A 16,998-nucleotide genomic window follows, 5' to 3' on the forward strand; every position below is an offset into this window, starting at 1 on the left:
CGATGCCCCAGACACTTCTCAGTGCCGCGTCGTCCCCCCGCGAGGCGCGCGAGCAGATCCGCAGCGGTCATTGGGCCAGCCACACCAGCGGTATCGCTGCAGGCTTTGCCCAGACCAACCTGATCATCCTGCCAGCCGAGGCTGCCGGCGAATTCCTGCAGTTCTGCCAGGCCAATCCCAAGGCCTGCCCGTTGCTGGATGTCACGGCCGTCGGTTCTCCCGCCCCGACAGGGCTCGGTGAGAACATCGACCTGCGCCACGACCTGCCCGCCTATCACATCTACCGTCACGGCAAGCTTGAAGAAACGCGCACGGATATCGCCGCCCTGTGGCAGGACGATTTCGTGGCGTTTTCCATCGGTTGCTCGTTCTCGTTTGAAGAGGCGCTGCTCAACGAAGGCGTCGAGGTTCGCCATGCGCGCCTGAAGCGCAACGTGCCGATGTATCGCACCAACATTCCGCTGATCAGTGCCGGTCGTTTCCACGGCAACCTGGTGGTGTCCCTGCGCCCGATGTCGGCGGCGCATGCCATTCGCGCGATCCAGATCACCACCGACATGCCCCGCGTCCACGGCGCGCCCGTCCATCTGGGTGACCCCGCCTTGATCGGCATTTCCGATATCAACACCCCTGATTTCGGCGATGCACCTACGCTTGAGACAGGCGACCTGCCGGTGTTCTGGGCCTGTGGCGTCACGCCGCAACTGGCGCTGGAGAATGCGCGCCTGCCGTTGGCCATCGCACACAGCCCGGGCCACATGCTGATCACCGATATCCCCAATCATCGCCTCAAATACGGATGACCGCTTGTGGGAGCCACGGACCTGCTCCGCAACAGACAAGACCGTCAGATTCTTTCGATAACACCAGATGCACAACAACAATGGTGACTCCCATGAAGACACGTTTTGCCCTCTCCGCCCTTGGTCTCGCGCTCGCCGCTGCCGGTAGCGCCAATGCTGCCGACACCCTCAACGTGGTAGGCAGCTGGAGCAGTCTGGAGCTCAACCGTCAGTTCGAGAAGCCCTTCTGGAGCGAGACGCTGCCAGCTGCCAGCAGCGGTGAACTCAGCACCCAGGTGACCACCTTCGACCAGATGGGCATCCCCGGCTCCGACGTCTATCGCTACCTGGGCGATGGCGTCTTCGATGTCGGCATGACCGTGGCGGATTACACCGTGTCGGACGCGCCGGAACTCGAAGGTCTGGACCTGCCGATGATGGCCCCGACGGCCGAGGAGGCCCAGAAGGTTGCCGAAGCCTTCCGCCCACTGGCCGAATCCGCCATGAACAAGCGCTTCAATAGCCACGTGCTGGCCATCGTGCCGTATCCGGCCCAGGTGCTGTTCTGCAATACCCCGATCGAAGGGCTCGATGATCTGAAGGACAAGAAGGTACGTGCCAGTGGCCGCTCCACCGGTGAGTTCATCGAGGCGCTGGGCGCGCAGAGCCTCAACATCGCCTTCAACGAGGTGCCGGGTTCACTGGAGCGTGGCGTGATCGACTGCGCGGTCACCGGTTCGCTCTCAGGCTACAGCGCCGGCTGGCACGAAGTCTCCAGCCACCTGATGCCGCTGCCGCTGGGCGGCTGGGATTACGTGATCACCGCCATCAATCAGGACAAGTGGCAGAGCCTGAGCGCTGATAGCCAGACGCTTATCCAGCAACAGGTGGACAGCGAGTTCACCGCGCCGGTCTGGGAAAACGCTCGTGGCGAGACCGCGCGTGGCGTGGCCTGCCTGACCGGCGAAGGCGATTGTCCGCTGGGCAAGAGCGCCGACATGACGCTGGTCGACTTCAGCGATGACGATGCCAAGCGCGCACGTGCCGCACTCGAGGACACCGTCCTGCCTGCCTGGGCGGCACGTGTCGATGCCGAGACGCGCACGGCCTGGAACGAGAGTGTCGGCAAGGTCGTCGGCCTGACCGCCACCGCGGAGTGATCCACCGGCCCCTGCTCGCGAAAATTCGCTCGTCAGCAGGGGCCGATAGCCCCGCCCTGCCCTGATACGGCAGACATGCTCCCCAGAGACACGGCGCTGAACGCCAGAACCTCGCCTGATTGGCACGGGTCATCCTCGTTCAGCGCCCCAGCAGGACCCGACTCATGAACTCCTTCCTTCACGCACTCGATGTCCTCGTGTGCCTGACACGCGCGATATCGCGCCACGCCGCACGCCTGATGGGCCTGTTGCTGCTGGCCGTCGTGGTCTTCATCGGCGCGGAAATTCTCATGCGCCAACTGTTCAATCATCCGCTGCCCGGCGTGCATGAATATGCCGGCTATGTGCTGGCGATGCTCTCGGCGTGGGGTCTGTCCCACACCCTGATGGAGCGTGCCCACATCCGTATCGATGTCGTGCATGGCAAGCTGCCGGCCTTCTCGCGCCACACCCTGGATATCCTCGCGATGCTGGCGCTGAACCTGGTGGCCTGGGTGATCCTGATCAATGCCTGGCCGGTGTTCGGCAAGTCGCTGAGCAACGGCTCCACCGCCAACACCCCGCTGGCGACACCGCTGTGGATTCCGCAGCTGCTGTGGCTATCCGGTTATGCCTGGTTCGCGATCACCACCAGCGTGCTGGGACTGCGCGTTCTCGTTGCCGCCTGTCTGCGTGATACCACCACGCTGGAGACACTGGCCGGCCCCGATCACGGAGAAAGCGAAGGGGCTCTGGCCCAGGCGGCCTCCACGACCAAGGAAACACGCTGATGTTGGGCTTTCTTTCGGTGGGTATCCTCACCCTGCTGCTGGCCGGCATTCCGGTTGCGGTCACTCTCTTCCTGCTCGCCTTCGGGATCGACCAGTTCTACTCCTTCTTCCCACTGACCAAGGCGCTGGGCCAGAACCTGTGGTCTGCCGCGGACTCATTCCTGCTGATCGCGATTCCGCTGTTCGTGCTGATGGGCGAGATCATCGTGCGCGCCGGCATCGCCGAGAAGGCCTACCGCGCCATGGACCACTGGCTGTCGTGGCTACCGGGCGGCCTGCTGCACGCCAACATCACCACCTCTGCGCTGTTCTCGGCGACCTCCGGCTCCTCGGTGGCCACAGCGGCGACGGTCTCGACCGTGGCGCTCCCCCAGGGCAAGAAGCTCGGCTACGACCCCAAGCTGTTCTGCGGCAGCATCGCCGCAGGCGGCACCCTCGGCATCCTGATTCCGCCGTCGATCAACCTGATCGTCTATGGCTTCCTGACCGAGACCTCCATCCCGAAGCTGTTCATGGCCGGTCTGGTACCGGGCCTTGGCCTGGCAGCGCTGTTCATGCTGGCCTCGCTGCTGCTGTGTGTCTGGAAGCCATCACTGGGCGGCCCGCGCAAGAGCGCGAGCTGGAGCACCCGCCTCAAGAGCCTGTCGTTCCTGCTGCCGCTGCTGGTGCTGTTCATCGTCATCGTCGGTTCCATCTATCTGGGCTGGGCGACGCCCACCGAAGCCGCCGCCATCGGCGTGCTGGCCTCACTGGGCCTCGCCGCCATCAACCGCTCGCTGAACCTGTCGATGATCAGCCGCGCGCTGGACGGCACCGTCAAGACCACCTCGATGATCCTGTTCATCATCATGGCGGCCTCCTTCCTCAACTTCGCGCTGGCCTCCTCCGGCATGGTCCAGCAGGTCACCGGCCTGCTCGAAGCCTATGACCTGGGTCCCTTCGCGCTGCTGATGGCGGTGATCGCGCTGTTCATCGTGCTCGGCTTCTTCATCGAGACCCTGTCGCTGATGGTCATCACCATTCCCATCGTCACCCCGCTGATCGTCGCGGCCGGCTACGACAAGGTGTGGTTCGGCATCGTGATGATCCTGTTCGTCGAGCTGGCGCTGATCACGCCGCCAGTCGGCTTGAACCTCTACATCGTGCAGGCCTCTCGACGTGGCGAAGCCTTTGCCGACGTCATCATCGGCACCCTGCCGTATCTGGGCGCGATGCTGGTGATGGCAGCGCTGCTGGTGGCCTTCCCGCAGATCGCGCTGTGGTTGCCTTCGGCACTGTAAACCTGCTCTTGCCTGGCACCTGCTGGCAAGCCGGCAGGTGCCATTGGCGCCACACCGTTCATTCAAGACTTCTTGCACAGAACAACGACACCCCCCGATAACGGAGCGATTCCCATGCTGACCTTTACCCATGACAACGGCGAATTCACCCTTGATATCCAGCGCGTCGCGATTGCCGGCTGGGCCGGACGCGACCAGGCGGGCGTGCAACACCATATCGACGAGCTCAAGCTGCTGGGTGTGGCACCGCCCTCCCAGACTCCGCTGTTCTACCGCGTGAGCCGCGAGACACTGACCCAGGCCTCTCAGGTCGCGATGCTCGGCGGCGAGGGCTCCGGTGAGGTCGAGACCTGTCTGGTCAGCGACGCCGAGGGCACCCTGTGGGTGACGGTTGCCTCGGATCACACCGACCGCAAGCTCGAGGCCGTCGGCGTCGCCGAATCCAAGCAGCTGTGCGCCAAGCCGATTGCCCGTCATGCCTGGAAGCTCAGTGAGGTCATCGACCACTGGGACAGCCTCGAGATCGAAAGCGAGATCGAGGACGCCGGCAAGACCGTGCGCTACCAGCAGGGCACCCTCGCCGAGCTGCTGCCGGTCGCCACCCTGATGGAGCGCCTGCCCGCCGCCATCGCCAAGGATGGCCGCCTGGCCCCCAACAGCGTGCTGCTGTGCGGTACCGTGCCGGCGATCGGTGGCATCCGCCCCAGCCCGAGCTTTACCATGCGCCTGATCGACCCGCAGACGGGTCGTCGCATCGAGCACCGTTACGAGGTGGAAGAACTTGAGGTGGTGGCATGAGTGATGAAGGCATGAGCGCTGAGCGCGTGAAGATGGACAACGCCCGTGAATTCTGGGCGCGCTCGCCCCGCCAGCGTACGTTGACGCAGCTGCTGGCCGCCTATCAGGCAGGCAGCTTCGGTCCCGAGCAGACTGCCACGGTGCTTGCCGAGCGCCATCAGGCCCTGGGCGAGACCGCCAGCCACAGCATCATCAGCCGCGATGACGCGGTCATGAGCGCGCAGGCAGCGGCCCAGCAGCAACTCAAGGCAGCTGCGACGTCGTTGCCGCTGGGAGGGGTCCCTGTCTCGATCAAGGATCTCTTCGATGAGGCCGGCATGACGACCATGGCGGGCTCTCGCGCACTGGCAGAGAGTCACCCGGCAAGCCAGGATGCCCCGGCGCTGGCCCGCCTGAAAGCCGCCGGCATTCTGCACGCCGGTCGCACCAGCATGAGCGAGTTCGCGTTTTCTGGCCTTGGCCTCAACCCGCACGTCGGCACGCCGCCCAACCCCTTCGATGGCGAGCGCATCACCGGCGGTTCGACCTCCGGCGGGGCGGCCTCCGTCGCCTTCGGGCTGGCCGCGGCGACCCTGGGCAGCGATACCGGCGGCTCGCTGCGGATTCCGGCGGCCTTCTGTGGGCTGACGGGCTTCAAGCCGTCACAGGCCAGCGTGCCGGGAGATGGCGCCTTTCCGCTGTCACCGAGCCTGGACTGTATCGGCCCCATCGCGCCCAGCGTCGCCTGCTGTCGCACGCTGTGGGAAGTCCTGAGCGGTGAGGTCGCTGACCCGACGCCCCTCACTCGCCCGCTGACGCTGCTGGTGCCGGAGAGCGAGCTGGTCAGTGAAGTGGACGCCGATGTAGCCGCCGACTTCGCCGCCCTGCTGGAACGACTCGAGGGGCTGGGGGTTCGTCTCCAGCGCGCGCCGGTCGAAGCCATCGAGGCCGCTTACGCCATCAATCAGCGCGGCGGCCTGGTCATTCCGGAAGCGGCCGCCGTGCATCACGAACTGCTGGCTGCCCATGAAGATCAGTATGATCCGCTGATCGCCGAGCGCCTGAATGGCGGGCGTGACATCACGGCCAGCGAGTATCTGGCGCGCCTGTGGCCGCGCACCGCCATCCAGCAACGCTTCGCCCAGCAGGTGCAGGATGTCGATGCGGTGCTGATGCCGACCGTTGCCATGCGCGCCCCGCGTCGTGACCTGCTGGAGCAGGATGGCGCGCTGTTTGCCCAGCTCAACAAGCGTGCGCTGCGCAACACCAGCGTCTTCAACTATCTGGATGCCAGCTCGATCTCGATTCCCGCGCCGGCACCACAGAACAAGGAACCGCTGGGCCTGATGCTGTCACGCCCCCAGGGTCAGGATGTGGCGCTGCTGCGCGTCGCCCAGGCACTGGAGACACTGCTGGCCCGATGATGCTGTCCCGGCTGACCGCAAGACGAAAAAAGGGGCCTCCATCTGGAGGCCCCTTTTCCATGACACGGTTCTGATGACACGGTTTTCATTGTGCGATGCCATGGCGTGGTCAGTGGACTGTCAGCCCAGGCGGCATCACTGATTGAGAATGATCGCCGTGATCACACCGGTCGCGACGGCCGTCAGAACGTAGCGGCCATCCACATTCAACCAGCGATGCCCTTCCGGCGGCCGGGACAGGTGGTGTGCCTTCCAGTCACTTACCCAGTAACGCTTGTTGCCGTAATAATCGCGCGAGACGTGGTCGCCCCGCTTCCAGTGCTGGGGCCCAGCGGAATGATGCCCCGCACGGGCCTTGCCGTGTCCTTGCGCTGCATGTTGCTGCTTGGCCTGGTGCTTCTGACCTTGCTGATTGCCTTGATGGTTGCCTTGATGGTTGCCTTGCTGATTACCTTGCTGATTGCCTTGAGAGTGCTTGCGTTGCTGCTGATGCTGGCCTTGCCCACGATCATCACGATCATCAGGAGCCGCCTGCGCGACGGAGGCGCTCATCAGGGCAATCACCATGCTGCAGACTGTCAGGGTGCGGTTGCGCATCTTCGATCTCCTCGTCATGCCCGGGCACGTTCAACACCGGGAATTAGAAAACACTGTTCCCTAATTCTGATGACTTACGCTGCACTCTGCAAGTCTGCGCAGATTTCTTCACGTTTCCCGACAATGTGACCAAAGTTGTCGCCAAGATACCCAAAGATGTCGCGACTTACCGACAGAGATACCACGCAACACGACGAGATCCTGTCACGGGTGCCATGTCAGAAGTGCGGTTCACGGCCCAAGCAGTATCTCTTCAATGGTGCCGCTCTGAATATCCGTCAGGACGAATCCGCTGCGAAGCTGGAGCCAGCGCTGACCTTCGCCAGGTTCGGGTAGCTGATGTCGCTGCCAGTCCTCCACCCAGAGCGCCTTGTCAGACGCCAAGGCATCGGGCAACTGACCGCCACGTCTGAGCAGAGGCCCAGGTGACGCTGCCTTCGTATCGGACTTTCCTGCCGGAGGAGTCTCCGGGGCGGCCTTGTCCGCAACGGCCTTGGTCGGAACAGCCTTGTCCGCAACCGCCTTGGCCGGGGCACCCTTGTCCGCAACCGCCTTGTCCGCCTGCGCTTCTGCAGCCTGGCGTTGTTTCTGGATCTGCTTCAGCTCATGCATCTGCTCGGCCTGAACGCGTTCAGCCTTGGCCTGCCCTTCTAGCGCTTCGTGCTTCTTCTTGAGCTGCTCCTCATGACTCTTGCCGTCATCCGCGGCCTCGGCCTGCACCACCGAGGCACCCAACAACGCCAACGCCAGAGTCAGCCCCGTCAATGACCACCTGTTCATGTCTTGTCTCCTCGTCAGGCTGTATGCCTCTGGCGCCCTGAGCCCGGCTCAGACAACCATGAGTGGTCCCGGGAAGCGATGTGTCAGGCCCCCTGTTCTCCCCTCTCAGCATAACGCGTCAGCAGCGCAATGTGCGGTCGGATAACTCTCATCGAAACGATCTTTTATATGCCTGACAAGCACTTGACGCCAGATATCGCCCATCTGACCCAGATGAGAGGTGATCCCTGGGATCTCGGCAACGTACTGCCGCCCCCGTCTCGACTCACCCCGTGAGGCGGTCATAGAGCCAAGGGTTGCCGTGTACGATAGCCTGCGCGCCTTCATGCGCCAGCGATGCTCGGCGCTCGTCGCTGACCAGGATATTGGCAGCCCCTCTCCCGGACACAGGCGTGCGACCGGTTGCCCGGCCGCACGCCTTTCACGTCACCGCCTCAGCAGTGGGTTCGATCAGAAGCCTTCAAGCACGATCTTGCCCCTGGCCTTGCCGCTCTCCAGCAAGGCATGTGCGCGCTTGAGATTTTCGGCATTGATGGTGCCGAAGGTCTCCGTTGCCGTGGAGGTGATCTTGCCAGTGTCCAGCAGACCCGCCACCTTGGTGAGGATCTCGCCCTGACGCGCGATATCAGCAGTGGTGAACAGTGAGCGAGTGAACATCAGCTCCCAGTGGATGGACACGGCCTTGCCCTTGAACGGCACCACATCGAGAGTCTGCGGATCATCGATCATGCCGAAACGACCCTGCGGCGCGATCAACTCAGCCACTTGCGGTGCGTAGTGCTCGGAGAAATTGGTTGAGAACACGAAGGCCGGTGCACCGATGCCCAACGCCTCGATCTGCGCCGGCAACGGCTGGCTGTGGTCGATGACGTGATGCGCGCCCAGCGACGTGACCCACGCTTGGGTTTCTGGACGTGACGCGGTGGCAATGATGGTCAGATCCGTCAGTGCGCGCAGCAGCTGGATGGTGATGGAGCCCACGCCACCGGCCCCGCCGATGATCAGGATGGCACGTGCAGCGCCGGGTACCGGCTCGGTGACACGCAGGCGATCGAAGAGCATCTCGAAGCCGGTCAGCGTGGTCAGCGGCAGCGCAGCCGCCTCATGGACCTCAACGGACCTGGGCGCATGACCGACGATGCGCTCATCTACCAGATGGAATTCGCTGTTGGTACCGGCGCGGGTGATATCGCCGGCATACCAGACCTTGTCACCTGCGGCGAAGGAAGTGACCTTGTCACCGACGGCGACGACTTCCCCTACGGCGTCCCACCCGATGATGGCAGCTTCGCCTTCGGCCGGCTCGCGGCTCTCGCGGATCTTGTAGTCCACCGGGTTGACCGAGACAGCGGCAACCTTGACCAGCAGGTCGTGACCGGTGGCGACCGGTGTGTCCAATTCGATATCGACCAGGGCATCATCACGATCGATGGAACCGGCAGCGTAGTAACCAATGGCTTTCATCAAAGTCTCTCCTGAGATCATGTCAGTCACGGCAGCGCTGAATGGCTTTGCCGTGAAGCGATGACACCATGCTAACTCCATGGGCTGAGCGTAAAAACGACCCATATCCGCAAAGTTAATCCGGATAAAGCGGATAATGAGCAGCGAGTTTGCGGGTTGCCTCCAGGGAGACACCAGCGGGTCGTCGGCTACAGAGGCGAGGGACAAGAGACGACAACGCAGGACGGTCATCAGACACGTCCTGCGTTGGGGAAATACGCTGACAGGCAAGACAGGGCGAAGGACTGGCCAGACAAGCCCTTCGCCTGCCGCAAGCAGAGCCTGTCAGTTGGCGGGTGTCAGTTTGAGCAGGTAGTAATGCTTGTCGCTGCCATCGACACCCTGATTGAGCGCCGGGTGAGCATTCAGCTGATTGGTGGTGAGGTAGAGGCTGCCATCGGGCGCGAAGGCGAAGCCATCCGGCCAGCGCAAACGCTCATCATCCTGGGCAATGACCGACATGCCTTCGGGAGAGGAGAAGGTCAGCGCATTGTGCTCTGCGTCACCGGCGATGATGCCGCCGCGACTGGCGTCGAAGATGAAGCCATCATTGGGACGCTTGGTGGCGTAATGGGTGATGGCGCGCGACAGCTCCGCCTGCGTGGCAGTGTCATCGGCCAGCTCAGCCGCCGGCAGACGATAGATCTCACTGCCATTCACGCCACCGAAATACACGACGTCTTCTGCCGGGTCGAAGGCGATGGCGTTCAATCCCAGGTACCAGGGCTTCGGCTCGCCACTCTGCTCTCCCTCGCCATCACCATCGCCCTTGGCCGCCATCAGACGCCCATTGATGACCATGTCATGCGCCACCGGCATCAGCCTTTCATCGCTCTGCAGCACACGGCGCGTCTTGCCACTGGCGATATCCACCACCACGAAGGCCGGTTTCATGTGGGAGGCGGGGGCAGTGAAGGTCATGTCCGCGATATAGATCTTGCCGCGCCTTTCATCGATGACGAAATCCTGCAGGAAGGAGATCGGCAGCACGCTGTCTCCCCCAAGCGGGATCACCTTCTTGAGCGAATCACTGCGGGTATCCCAGCCCACCAGCTTGGGCGCACTGTCCTGGCTGCCCATGTCGAGCATCCACACCACACCCTGACGGTCGGAATGTACGCCGATGATTGACGCGATGCCGACCTCGCCTTCTGCCGGGCCATCGGCCCAATCCAGGTTCGGGAATGGCACACGCTTGCCGTCCTGGGTGATCTCGACCACGCGCAGTGCCGGAGCATCGAGTGGCTGCTGGGACATGATCAGGCGGCCATCCGGCGTGAAGGTGATGTTGCCGGGGCGGGTGTCCGAATACTCGGCAAAGGTACTGAGGGTCGCGTGGCTCCAGGCACTGGCTGCGGCGCTCAGGTGGTTGTCGGCGGAGGCTTCAGCCGTTGTGGCATCAGCCTGCACGGCAGAGGCAGCGCTGACGCCCAGCGAGGCGATGAAGATGGCAGTCTTGAGGCGAGAAAAACGCATGGGGACTCCTTGCCCGCCGGTTGGCGCTGTGCGCCGGGCCGGCAGGATCGATGAAGATGAGATAGAGAGACTGGACGATGACGTGGTCATCGCCCGGGGGTTGTAGAGATTGAGGTGCGACGAATCAGGCGCAAAGAATCAGGCACGGCGACGCAGTTCATCTTCCAGTTCACTGAGACGCGGATTACCGATGTAGAGCTGGGAGAGATCCTTGAGCGCCGCGGCGCCGATGAGCTGGCGAGCAAGCCTGTATTGCCTGCGTGGAATATCAGGACCACCTATCACCCGAAGGCCACACCTCAGACGGAAGCCGTCATCTCTTGCAAGGTGAACTCAGTGACCGCGCCTTCTGTCGCTGCCACGTACTCTTCCAGATGCGGTGCCTGCATGTGCTGCTGCCACAGCTCACGCGAGACCCAGTTCTCGTGAAAGGTGAAATGTGCCGGATTCTCGTTGTTCTGATGCAGGGTGTAAGTGAGGCAGCCTTCTTCAGCGCGGGTGATCGGCACCAGCTTGAGAAGCGCCGCCTTGACCTTCTCGATCTGGTCCGGCTTGGCGTGGATATTGGCGATGATGGTCAACTGGGACATGGAAGGAACTCCGTGATGTGTCAGGAAGGCTTGAGTTGCTCAAGCGATGTGATCATCCTAGTCACAAGCCTTGTCCGTATAAACATCCCCTTTTCGCAAAGATAATTCGGAAAAACCGCACAATGCTACTGGACAACATCGCGCTGTTTCTGACCATCGTCGAGAAAGGCAGCCTGACCGCCGCGGGGCGCGAGACGGGACTGTCGCCGACGACGGTATCGGAGCGTCTGGCTTCACTGGAGGCGCACTACGGGGTGGTGCTGCTCAACCGCACCACACGTGCCATCAGCCTGACCGAAGAGGGCCGCACGCTGATGGAAGAAGCCCGTGGTCTGCTCGACAGTGTCTCGGAGCTTGAGACCCGCATCCGCCTGGGCGCCCAGACACTCACCGGTCGAATTCGCATCAGCGCACCGAGCGACCTGGGTCGCAACGCCCTGTCTCGCGCCATCACCGAATTTCAGCGTCAGCACCCCACCATCGAGATAGAGCTGCTGCTGTCGGACAGTTACATCGATATCGTCAGTCAGGGGATCGATCTTGCGCTGCGTTTCGGCACCATCATGGACAGCACGCTGCGCGTGCGTCATCTGGGCCAGAAACGTCGCCTGCTGTGTGCCTCTCCCGCCTATCTGGCGCAGCACCCCGCACCGCTGACGCCGGCCGATCTCAAGCACCACAACTGTCTGGTGATGCGCTTTGGCAAGAGCCTCGACAATGAATGGCACTTCGGCAACCACAAGGTGCCGCAGATCGTCACCGTCAGCGGCAATCGCATCGCCAATGATGGGGAGCTGGTGCGTCAATGGTGTCTGGAAGGGTTTGGTATCGCCCTGAAATCGGAAGTCGACGTGGCGGATGACTTGCGCGAGGGTCGCCTCGTGGAGCTGCTGCCGGAGCACGCTGCTCCGCCCTCACCGCTTCAGCTGCTGTTCCCGCCCGCCCGCGCTCAACCACGCCGCGTGCAGGCCTTCGCCCAGCATCTGGTCGAGACCTTTTCGGACCACTGATCTGCCAATGCCCGTCCGGCTCGCCCATTCTCCTCATGACGTGCCGGGCAGAACGCACTTCCCGGCGAGAGACGACTCCTGCGCGGCCTTGGGGATCCCCCCACGAAAAAGCCCCCGCCAGCCTGAGGCTGACGGGGGCTGGGTGTCACATGACTCCCCCGAATCCAGGGGGATCAGATCACTTGAACTTGTCTTCGTAGCTGGACTTGGTGGACTTGGCAGAGCTGACCTTGTCACTTGCCTTGGTCTTGGCAGAGCTGACCTTGTCACTTGTCTTGGCCTTGGCAGAGCTGGCCTTGTCACTTGCCTTGTGCTTGGCAGAGCTGACCTTGGAAGAGGCACTGTCAGTCCGGGAAGTCACCTTGGAACTGGCGTTGTCCTTGGCTGTGGTGTACTGGGACTTGGCACTGTCCTTCGCCGCATCAGTGTAGGAATTTGCCATTGCCACTGAGGAGCCAGCCATGCCCATTACCATGAGTGCTGCAATCGTCATCCTGCGCATCGTACCTACTCCTCTCTACTCGCGAATTGTCCCCTTCCTGACCTGAAGGCCAGGGTCCAGGGAGACAGGGTGGTGGCACACTAACTCCTTGATATTTATGTTCGCAAGCCAGTCAGGCTCGCTTGACGAATGCTTGCATCTTGTCGAGGCGAGCGTATGAAACACGCGACGTCAGCGTCTGATGACGCACACCAGAGGCACATCGCCTGCCGCGCCAGACGGGCGTGGATCTCAAGGAGCGTGCCCGGCATGCAAAGACCCCCTGCAGCCGGAGGCTTCAGGGGGTCTTGTCAACAGCGGGCAACTGCCCGACTCAAGCCGTGGCGAGCAAAAGCGTCATGCCATCAGTGGCGCTCGTTCTTGAGCACGTCAGCATAGTTCTTCTTCTGATAGTGGGAATTGGTATCGCTCGCCTTGTTGCTCGCCTTGGACCTGGCATCGCTCGCCTTGTCGCTCACCTTGGACTTGGCATCGTGGGCCTTGCTGGCAACGTGAGAGGACTTGTCAGCCACCTGCCCGGAAGCGGCCGCCTTGTGGGATTGGGCAGAGGTCCTGACGCTGTCCTTGTGCTGGGTGTACTGGGACTTGGCAGCATGGCCATCATCGACCGGGTTGCCGGCCATCGCCACGCTGGAACCGGCCATGCTGGCCACCATCAGTGCCGCGATCGTCAATGTGCGCATCGTGTCTACCTCATTGTCTTGCAGGAATACCGCTCAAGAGGTCACACCTCAAGGCATACAATGAGTGCACACTAATGTGTTGATATTGCAGCCAGCAATTGCCCAACCGGGATATGACGATTCCTTTCACGTTGCTCGCAGGCTGTAGCCAACTCGAGACGAGCGTGTCTCATCAGGCACCTGTCCCACCCTCGCCCGCCTCATGGCTTTACCCTGCTCCGCGATCCCCCAAAGCGGTAAAGATTCATCAGTGAATCATTGTCTTCATTTCATGGACGCTAACACCGGTCGACGTGTCGATCAGGCTTGACCCAGCGCCAGAAAAACATTGTTATTTACTTGAGAAGAAAATTAAGTCACTGACAGGAAATAACCGAATTGAAACCACGTCAGTGAATGAGGTTCTTCATATCACAACAACAATGCCTTTCTGCCGACATTGGAGCCCAGAATGCCTCACGCGACCTGCACCTCAGACGATCACTTCATCCTCACCATCAGCTGCCCGGCGACGTCCGGCATCGTGGCGGCCATCACCACCTTCCTGACCACTCACGAGTGCTACATCAGTGAGCTGGCGCAGTACGATGATGAGGACAAGGGGCAGTTCTTCCTGCGCGCACGCTTCCGTTTCAACACGGGCATCGAAGGCGATATCGAGCGTATGCGTCAGGCCTTTGAAGATGTGGCGGCGCCCTTCGAGATGCAGTGGCAGATCCACGGTGGCAAGGACAAGATGCCGGTGCTGATCATGGTCTCCAAGTTCGACCATTGCCTGGATGATCTGCTCTACCACTATCGCAAGGGTGAGCTGGACATGCAGATCACCGCGGTCGTCTCCAACCACCTGGACCTGCGCCCGATGGTCGAGCGCGAAGGCATCCGCTTCGTCTACCTGCCGATCACCAAGGACACCAAGGCGCGCCAGGAAGCGGCCTTGATGGACATCGTCGAGGAAACCGGCACTCAACTGGTGGTACTGGCGCGCTACATGCAGATTCTCTCCGATGAGCTGTGCCAGAAGCTGGCCGGGCGCGCCATCAACATCCACCACTCCTTCCTGCCCGGCTTCAAGGGCGCCAAGCCCTACCACCAGGCACACGCCCGCGGGGTCAAGCTGATCGGCGCCACCGCCCACTACGTCACGGCAGACCTCGACGAAGGGCCGATCATCGATCAGGCCGTACAGCGGGTCGAGCACAACTTCGCCCCGGATGACCTGGTCGCCGCCGGCCGCAATACCGAGACCCAGGCGCTGACCAATGCCGTGCGCTATCACATCGAACACCGCGTCTTCCTCGCCAATGATCGCACAGTGATTTTCAAGTAAGGCGTCAAATAAGTCTTCAAGCAAGGCGTCACACAAGCCTTCAAGACAGACCACGTGTGAATCATCGGCCGTCACCCAAGGGAGGAAGCGCAGTCATGAATAGCCAAGCGACACCCACCGCGATCGCGGACGAAACACTCGCACAGCCCACCGCCGCCGTGATCGATGGCAAGGCCGCCTCGACGCGACTGCTGGAGGAAGTCACGGCAGAGGTCGCAAGCCTCGCGCAGCAAGGCGTGATACCGGGGCTTGCCGTCGTGCTGGTCGGCGAAGACCCGGCAAGTCAGGTCTACGTGCGCAACAAGCTCAAGCGTACCGTCGAGTGTGGCATGCAGTCCTTCGAGCACATCCTGCCCAGCGAGACCCGCGAGGCCGAGCTGCTGGCGCTGGTAGCGAAGCTCAATGCCGACGCTGATGTGCACGGCATCCTCGTCCAGCTGCCGCTGCCGGCCCATATCCAGGAAGACGCGGTGCTGGAGGCCATCGATCCCGCCAAGGATGTCGACGGCTTCCATCGCATGAATGTCGGCGCACTGGTGCAGGGTGCCGATGCCCTGGCGCCCTGCACCCCCACCGGCTGCATGCGCCTGCTGCGTGACACCTTTGCCGAGCGCGGTGGTGATCTTTCTGGCCTGCATGCGGTGATCATCGGGCGCTCCAACATCGTCGGCAAGCCGATGGCCAGCCTGCTGCTGGCCGCCAACTGCAGCGTTACCCAGTTGCACTCACGCAGCCAGAATCCCGCCGAACTCTGCCGCCAGGCCGATATCGTGGTGGCCGCGGTCGGGCGTCCGAACATGGTCAGCGCCGACTGGATCAAGCCCGGCGCCGTGGTCATCGATGTGGGCATCAATCGCATCGCGCAGTCCGCCGAGCAAAGCCCTACCGGCAAGGCGCGCACCCGCCTGGTCGGGGACGTGGACTTCGCTGCGGTCAGCAAGATCGCGGGTGCCATCACGCCTGTCCCGGGGGGCGTCGGCCCGATGACCATCGCCTGCCTGCTCGCCAACACCCTGACTGCCGCGCGTCGCCAGTCGGCCTGAACCACTAGAGGTACGTTTGCGCGTACCGGGAGTGAATGATGCCCTTTTCCCTGCTCAAGTACGGCCTGTCCTCCGAGTATCCGGCCGAAGTCGACCTCCCCCCGCCAACGGAGCTGAAGTCCCGCTACGACGTGGTCATCATCGGCGGCGGCGGGCACGGCCTGGCCACCGCCTACTATCTGGCCAAGTATCACGGCATCACCAATATCGCCGTGCTGGAAAAGGCCTACCTGGGCAGTGGCAACACCGCGCGCAACACCGCGGTGATTCGCTCCAACTACCTGACGCCGGAAGGCGTGCGCTTCTACAGCGAATCGGTGCGCATGTTCCAGGGACTGTCCAACGAGTTCGACTACAACATCATGTACTCGGAACGCGGCCAACTGACCCTAGCGCATACCGACTCCACCGTGCGTGCCTTCCGTCAGCGCGCCGAGGTCAACACCCACTTCGGTGGGCGCACCGAGATGCTGGATCGCCAGCAGATTCGTGAGCTGGTACCGAGCCTGAACCTGGACCCCGGCCACCTGCCGGTCATGGCGGGCCTGTGGCATATCGATGGTGCCACTGCACGTCACGATGCCGTCGCCTGGGGCTATGCGAAGGAGGCCGCCAAGCGCGGTGTCGAGATCCATCAGCTCACCGAGGTGCAGGACCTTGTGGTCGAAGGCGGCAAGATTCGTGCAGTGAAGACCAATCGCGGCACCGTGCAGTGTGGCTGCGTGGTCCAGGCGGTGGCCGGGCACAGCTCGGTGCTCGCAAAGAAGGCCGGCTTCACCATGCCCATCATCAGCTACCCGCTGCAGGCGATGGTCACCCAGCCATTCAAGCCGTTCCTGGACCCGCTGGTCAGCTCCTCTGCCCTGCACTGCTATGTGCAGCAGACCAGCCGTGGCGAGGTGGTATTCGGCGGCGGCTCCGACCCCTACCCGCTCTACAACACCCGCTCGACGCTGGATCTCAAGGAAAGCCTGATCGCCGCGGCGCTGGAGATGTTCCCGTTCCTGTCACAGGCGCGTCTGATGCGCCAATGGGCCGGCACCACTGACATGACCCCGGATTACAGCCCGATCATGGGCGAGAGTCCCGTCGAGAATTACTACCTGGATGCCGGCTGGGGCACCTGGGGCTTCAAGGCGACACCGATCTGCGGCAAGACCATGGCCGAGCTGGTCGCCTCCGGCGGCAAGACCCCGGACCTGATAGCCCCCTTCGCGCTGGAACGCTTTGCACGCTTCCGCCAGGTCAACGAAATGGGCGCGACCGCCGCCAGCCACTGATGCCATGCGGC

At 62.5% G+C, this 16,998-nt stretch carries 18 protein-coding genes; 10 read left to right on the top strand and 8 right to left on the bottom strand.

What is annotated here, in order from left to right; all coding sequences use genetic code 11:
* The first annotated feature begins 2 nt into the window (after nucleotides 1-2).
* From QD172_RS08935 to QD172_RS08960, 6 genes are all read left to right on the top strand, one after another.
* The gene (locus tag QD172_RS08935; protein ID WP_077377024.1) at nucleotides 3-803 is read left to right on the top strand and encodes a putative hydro-lyase; all 801 of its coding nucleotides are present in this window, start codon (nucleotides 3-5) and stop codon (nucleotides 801-803) included.
* A 92-nt stretch (nucleotides 804-895) separates the two neighbouring features.
* The gene (locus tag QD172_RS08940; protein ID WP_279855535.1) at nucleotides 896-1,942 is read left to right on the top strand and encodes a TRAP transporter substrate-binding protein; all 1,047 of its coding nucleotides are present in this window, start codon (nucleotides 896-898) and stop codon (nucleotides 1,940-1,942) included.
* Between the two features lie 164 nt (nucleotides 1,943-2,106).
* On the top strand, nucleotides 2,107-2,712 hold the full coding sequence (locus QD172_RS08945) for a TRAP transporter small permease (RefSeq protein ID WP_279855536.1): 606 nt from the start codon (nucleotides 2,107-2,109) through the stop codon (nucleotides 2,710-2,712).
* Nucleotides 2,712-3,992: a TRAP transporter large permease gene (locus tag QD172_RS08950; protein ID WP_077377031.1), complete on the top strand. Its 1,281-nt coding sequence runs from the start codon at nucleotides 2,712-2,714 to the stop codon at nucleotides 3,990-3,992. The genes QD172_RS08945 and QD172_RS08950 overlap by 1 nt, the downstream gene beginning before the upstream one ends.
* Before the next feature lie 114 nt (nucleotides 3,993-4,106).
* On the top strand, nucleotides 4,107-4,790 hold the full coding sequence (locus QD172_RS08955; protein WP_279855537.1) for a DUF2848 domain-containing protein: 684 nt from the start codon (nucleotides 4,107-4,109) through the stop codon (nucleotides 4,788-4,790).
* The gene (locus QD172_RS08960) at nucleotides 4,787-6,193 is read left to right on the top strand and encodes an amidase (RefSeq protein ID WP_279855538.1); all 1,407 of its coding nucleotides are present in this window, start codon (nucleotides 4,787-4,789) and stop codon (nucleotides 6,191-6,193) included. The genes QD172_RS08955 and QD172_RS08960 overlap by 4 nt, the downstream gene beginning before the upstream one ends.
* A gap of 135 nt (nucleotides 6,194-6,328) precedes the next feature.
* On the opposite strand, the gene QD172_RS08965 is transcribed toward QD172_RS08960, so the two are convergent.
* The 6 genes from QD172_RS08965 to QD172_RS08990 all read right to left on the bottom strand — a co-directional run bounded on the left by QD172_RS08965 (nucleotide 6,329) and on the right by QD172_RS08990 (nucleotide 11,139).
* Nucleotides 6,329-6,790, bottom strand: coding sequence for an RcnB family protein (locus QD172_RS08965; RefSeq protein ID WP_279855540.1), 462 nt, complete (start codon nucleotides 6,788-6,790; stop codon nucleotides 6,329-6,331).
* 231 nt (nucleotides 6,791-7,021) lie between these two features.
* A complete protein-coding gene (locus tag QD172_RS08970) occupies nucleotides 7,022-7,570 on the bottom strand; it encodes an RcnB family protein (protein ID WP_176503726.1) in 549 nt (182 codons plus the stop codon).
* A gap of 450 nt (nucleotides 7,571-8,020) precedes the next feature.
* Nucleotides 8,021-9,034, bottom strand: a complete 1,014-nt coding sequence (locus tag QD172_RS08975; protein ID WP_279855542.1) for a zinc-binding alcohol dehydrogenase family protein — start codon at nucleotides 9,032-9,034, stop codon at nucleotides 8,021-8,023.
* Between the two features lie 324 nt (nucleotides 9,035-9,358).
* Nucleotides 9,359-10,549: an L-dopachrome tautomerase-related protein gene (locus QD172_RS08980; protein WP_279855543.1), complete on the bottom strand. Its 1,191-nt coding sequence runs from the start codon at nucleotides 10,547-10,549 to the stop codon at nucleotides 9,359-9,361.
* Nucleotides 10,550-10,687: 138 nt separating this feature from the next.
* Entirely contained in the window at nucleotides 10,688-10,834 is a 147-nt protein-coding gene (locus tag QD172_RS08985) for a hypothetical protein (RefSeq protein WP_181013924.1), read from the bottom strand.
* 14 nt (nucleotides 10,835-10,848) lie between these two features.
* On the bottom strand, nucleotides 10,849-11,139 hold the full coding sequence (locus QD172_RS08990) for a putative quinol monooxygenase (protein ID WP_279855544.1): 291 nt from the start codon (nucleotides 11,137-11,139) through the stop codon (nucleotides 10,849-10,851).
* A 122-nt stretch (nucleotides 11,140-11,261) separates the two neighbouring features.
* Here QD172_RS08990 and QD172_RS08995 point away from each other — a divergent pair, with 122 nt between their 5' ends.
* The gene (locus QD172_RS08995; RefSeq protein WP_176503730.1) at nucleotides 11,262-12,149 is read left to right on the top strand and encodes a LysR family transcriptional regulator; all 888 of its coding nucleotides are present in this window, start codon (nucleotides 11,262-11,264) and stop codon (nucleotides 12,147-12,149) included.
* A 178-nt stretch (nucleotides 12,150-12,327) separates the two neighbouring features.
* Here the strand turns inward: QD172_RS08995 and QD172_RS09000 are convergent, their stop codons facing one another.
* Together QD172_RS09000 and QD172_RS09005 are read right to left on the bottom strand one after the other, a co-directional pair.
* Nucleotides 12,328-12,612 (bottom strand): hypothetical protein, encoded by a 285-nt coding sequence (locus QD172_RS09000; RefSeq protein WP_271303086.1) that lies wholly within the window; start codon nucleotides 12,610-12,612, stop codon nucleotides 12,328-12,330.
* A 383-nt stretch (nucleotides 12,613-12,995) separates the two neighbouring features.
* Nucleotides 12,996-13,334: a hypothetical protein gene (locus QD172_RS09005; RefSeq protein ID WP_279855545.1), complete on the bottom strand. Its 339-nt coding sequence runs from the start codon at nucleotides 13,332-13,334 to the stop codon at nucleotides 12,996-12,998.
* A 451-nt stretch (nucleotides 13,335-13,785) separates the two neighbouring features.
* Here QD172_RS09005 and purU point away from each other — a divergent pair, with 451 nt between their 5' ends.
* The 3 genes from purU (at nucleotide 13,786) to QD172_RS09020 (ending at nucleotide 16,987) form a co-directional block, all read left to right on the top strand.
* Complete coding sequence (gene purU / locus QD172_RS09010; RefSeq protein WP_077377058.1) at nucleotides 13,786-14,664, top strand: formyltetrahydrofolate deformylase; 879 nt, start codon at nucleotides 13,786-13,788, stop codon at nucleotides 14,662-14,664.
* 95 nt (nucleotides 14,665-14,759) lie between these two features.
* Entirely contained in the window at nucleotides 14,760-15,707 is a 948-nt protein-coding gene (gene folD / locus QD172_RS09015; RefSeq protein ID WP_279855547.1) for a bifunctional methylenetetrahydrofolate dehydrogenase/methenyltetrahydrofolate cyclohydrolase FolD, read from the top strand.
* Nucleotides 15,708-15,745: 38 nt separating this feature from the next.
* Nucleotides 15,746-16,987: an FAD-dependent oxidoreductase gene (locus QD172_RS09020; RefSeq protein ID WP_136937964.1), complete on the top strand. Its 1,242-nt coding sequence runs from the start codon at nucleotides 15,746-15,748 to the stop codon at nucleotides 16,985-16,987.
* Nucleotides 16,988-16,998 lie beyond the last annotated feature (11 nt).

The organism is Cobetia sp. 10Alg 146 (genome assembly GCF_029846385.1).
Taxonomy (GTDB): Bacteria; Pseudomonadota; Gammaproteobacteria; order Pseudomonadales; family Halomonadaceae; genus Cobetia; species Cobetia marina.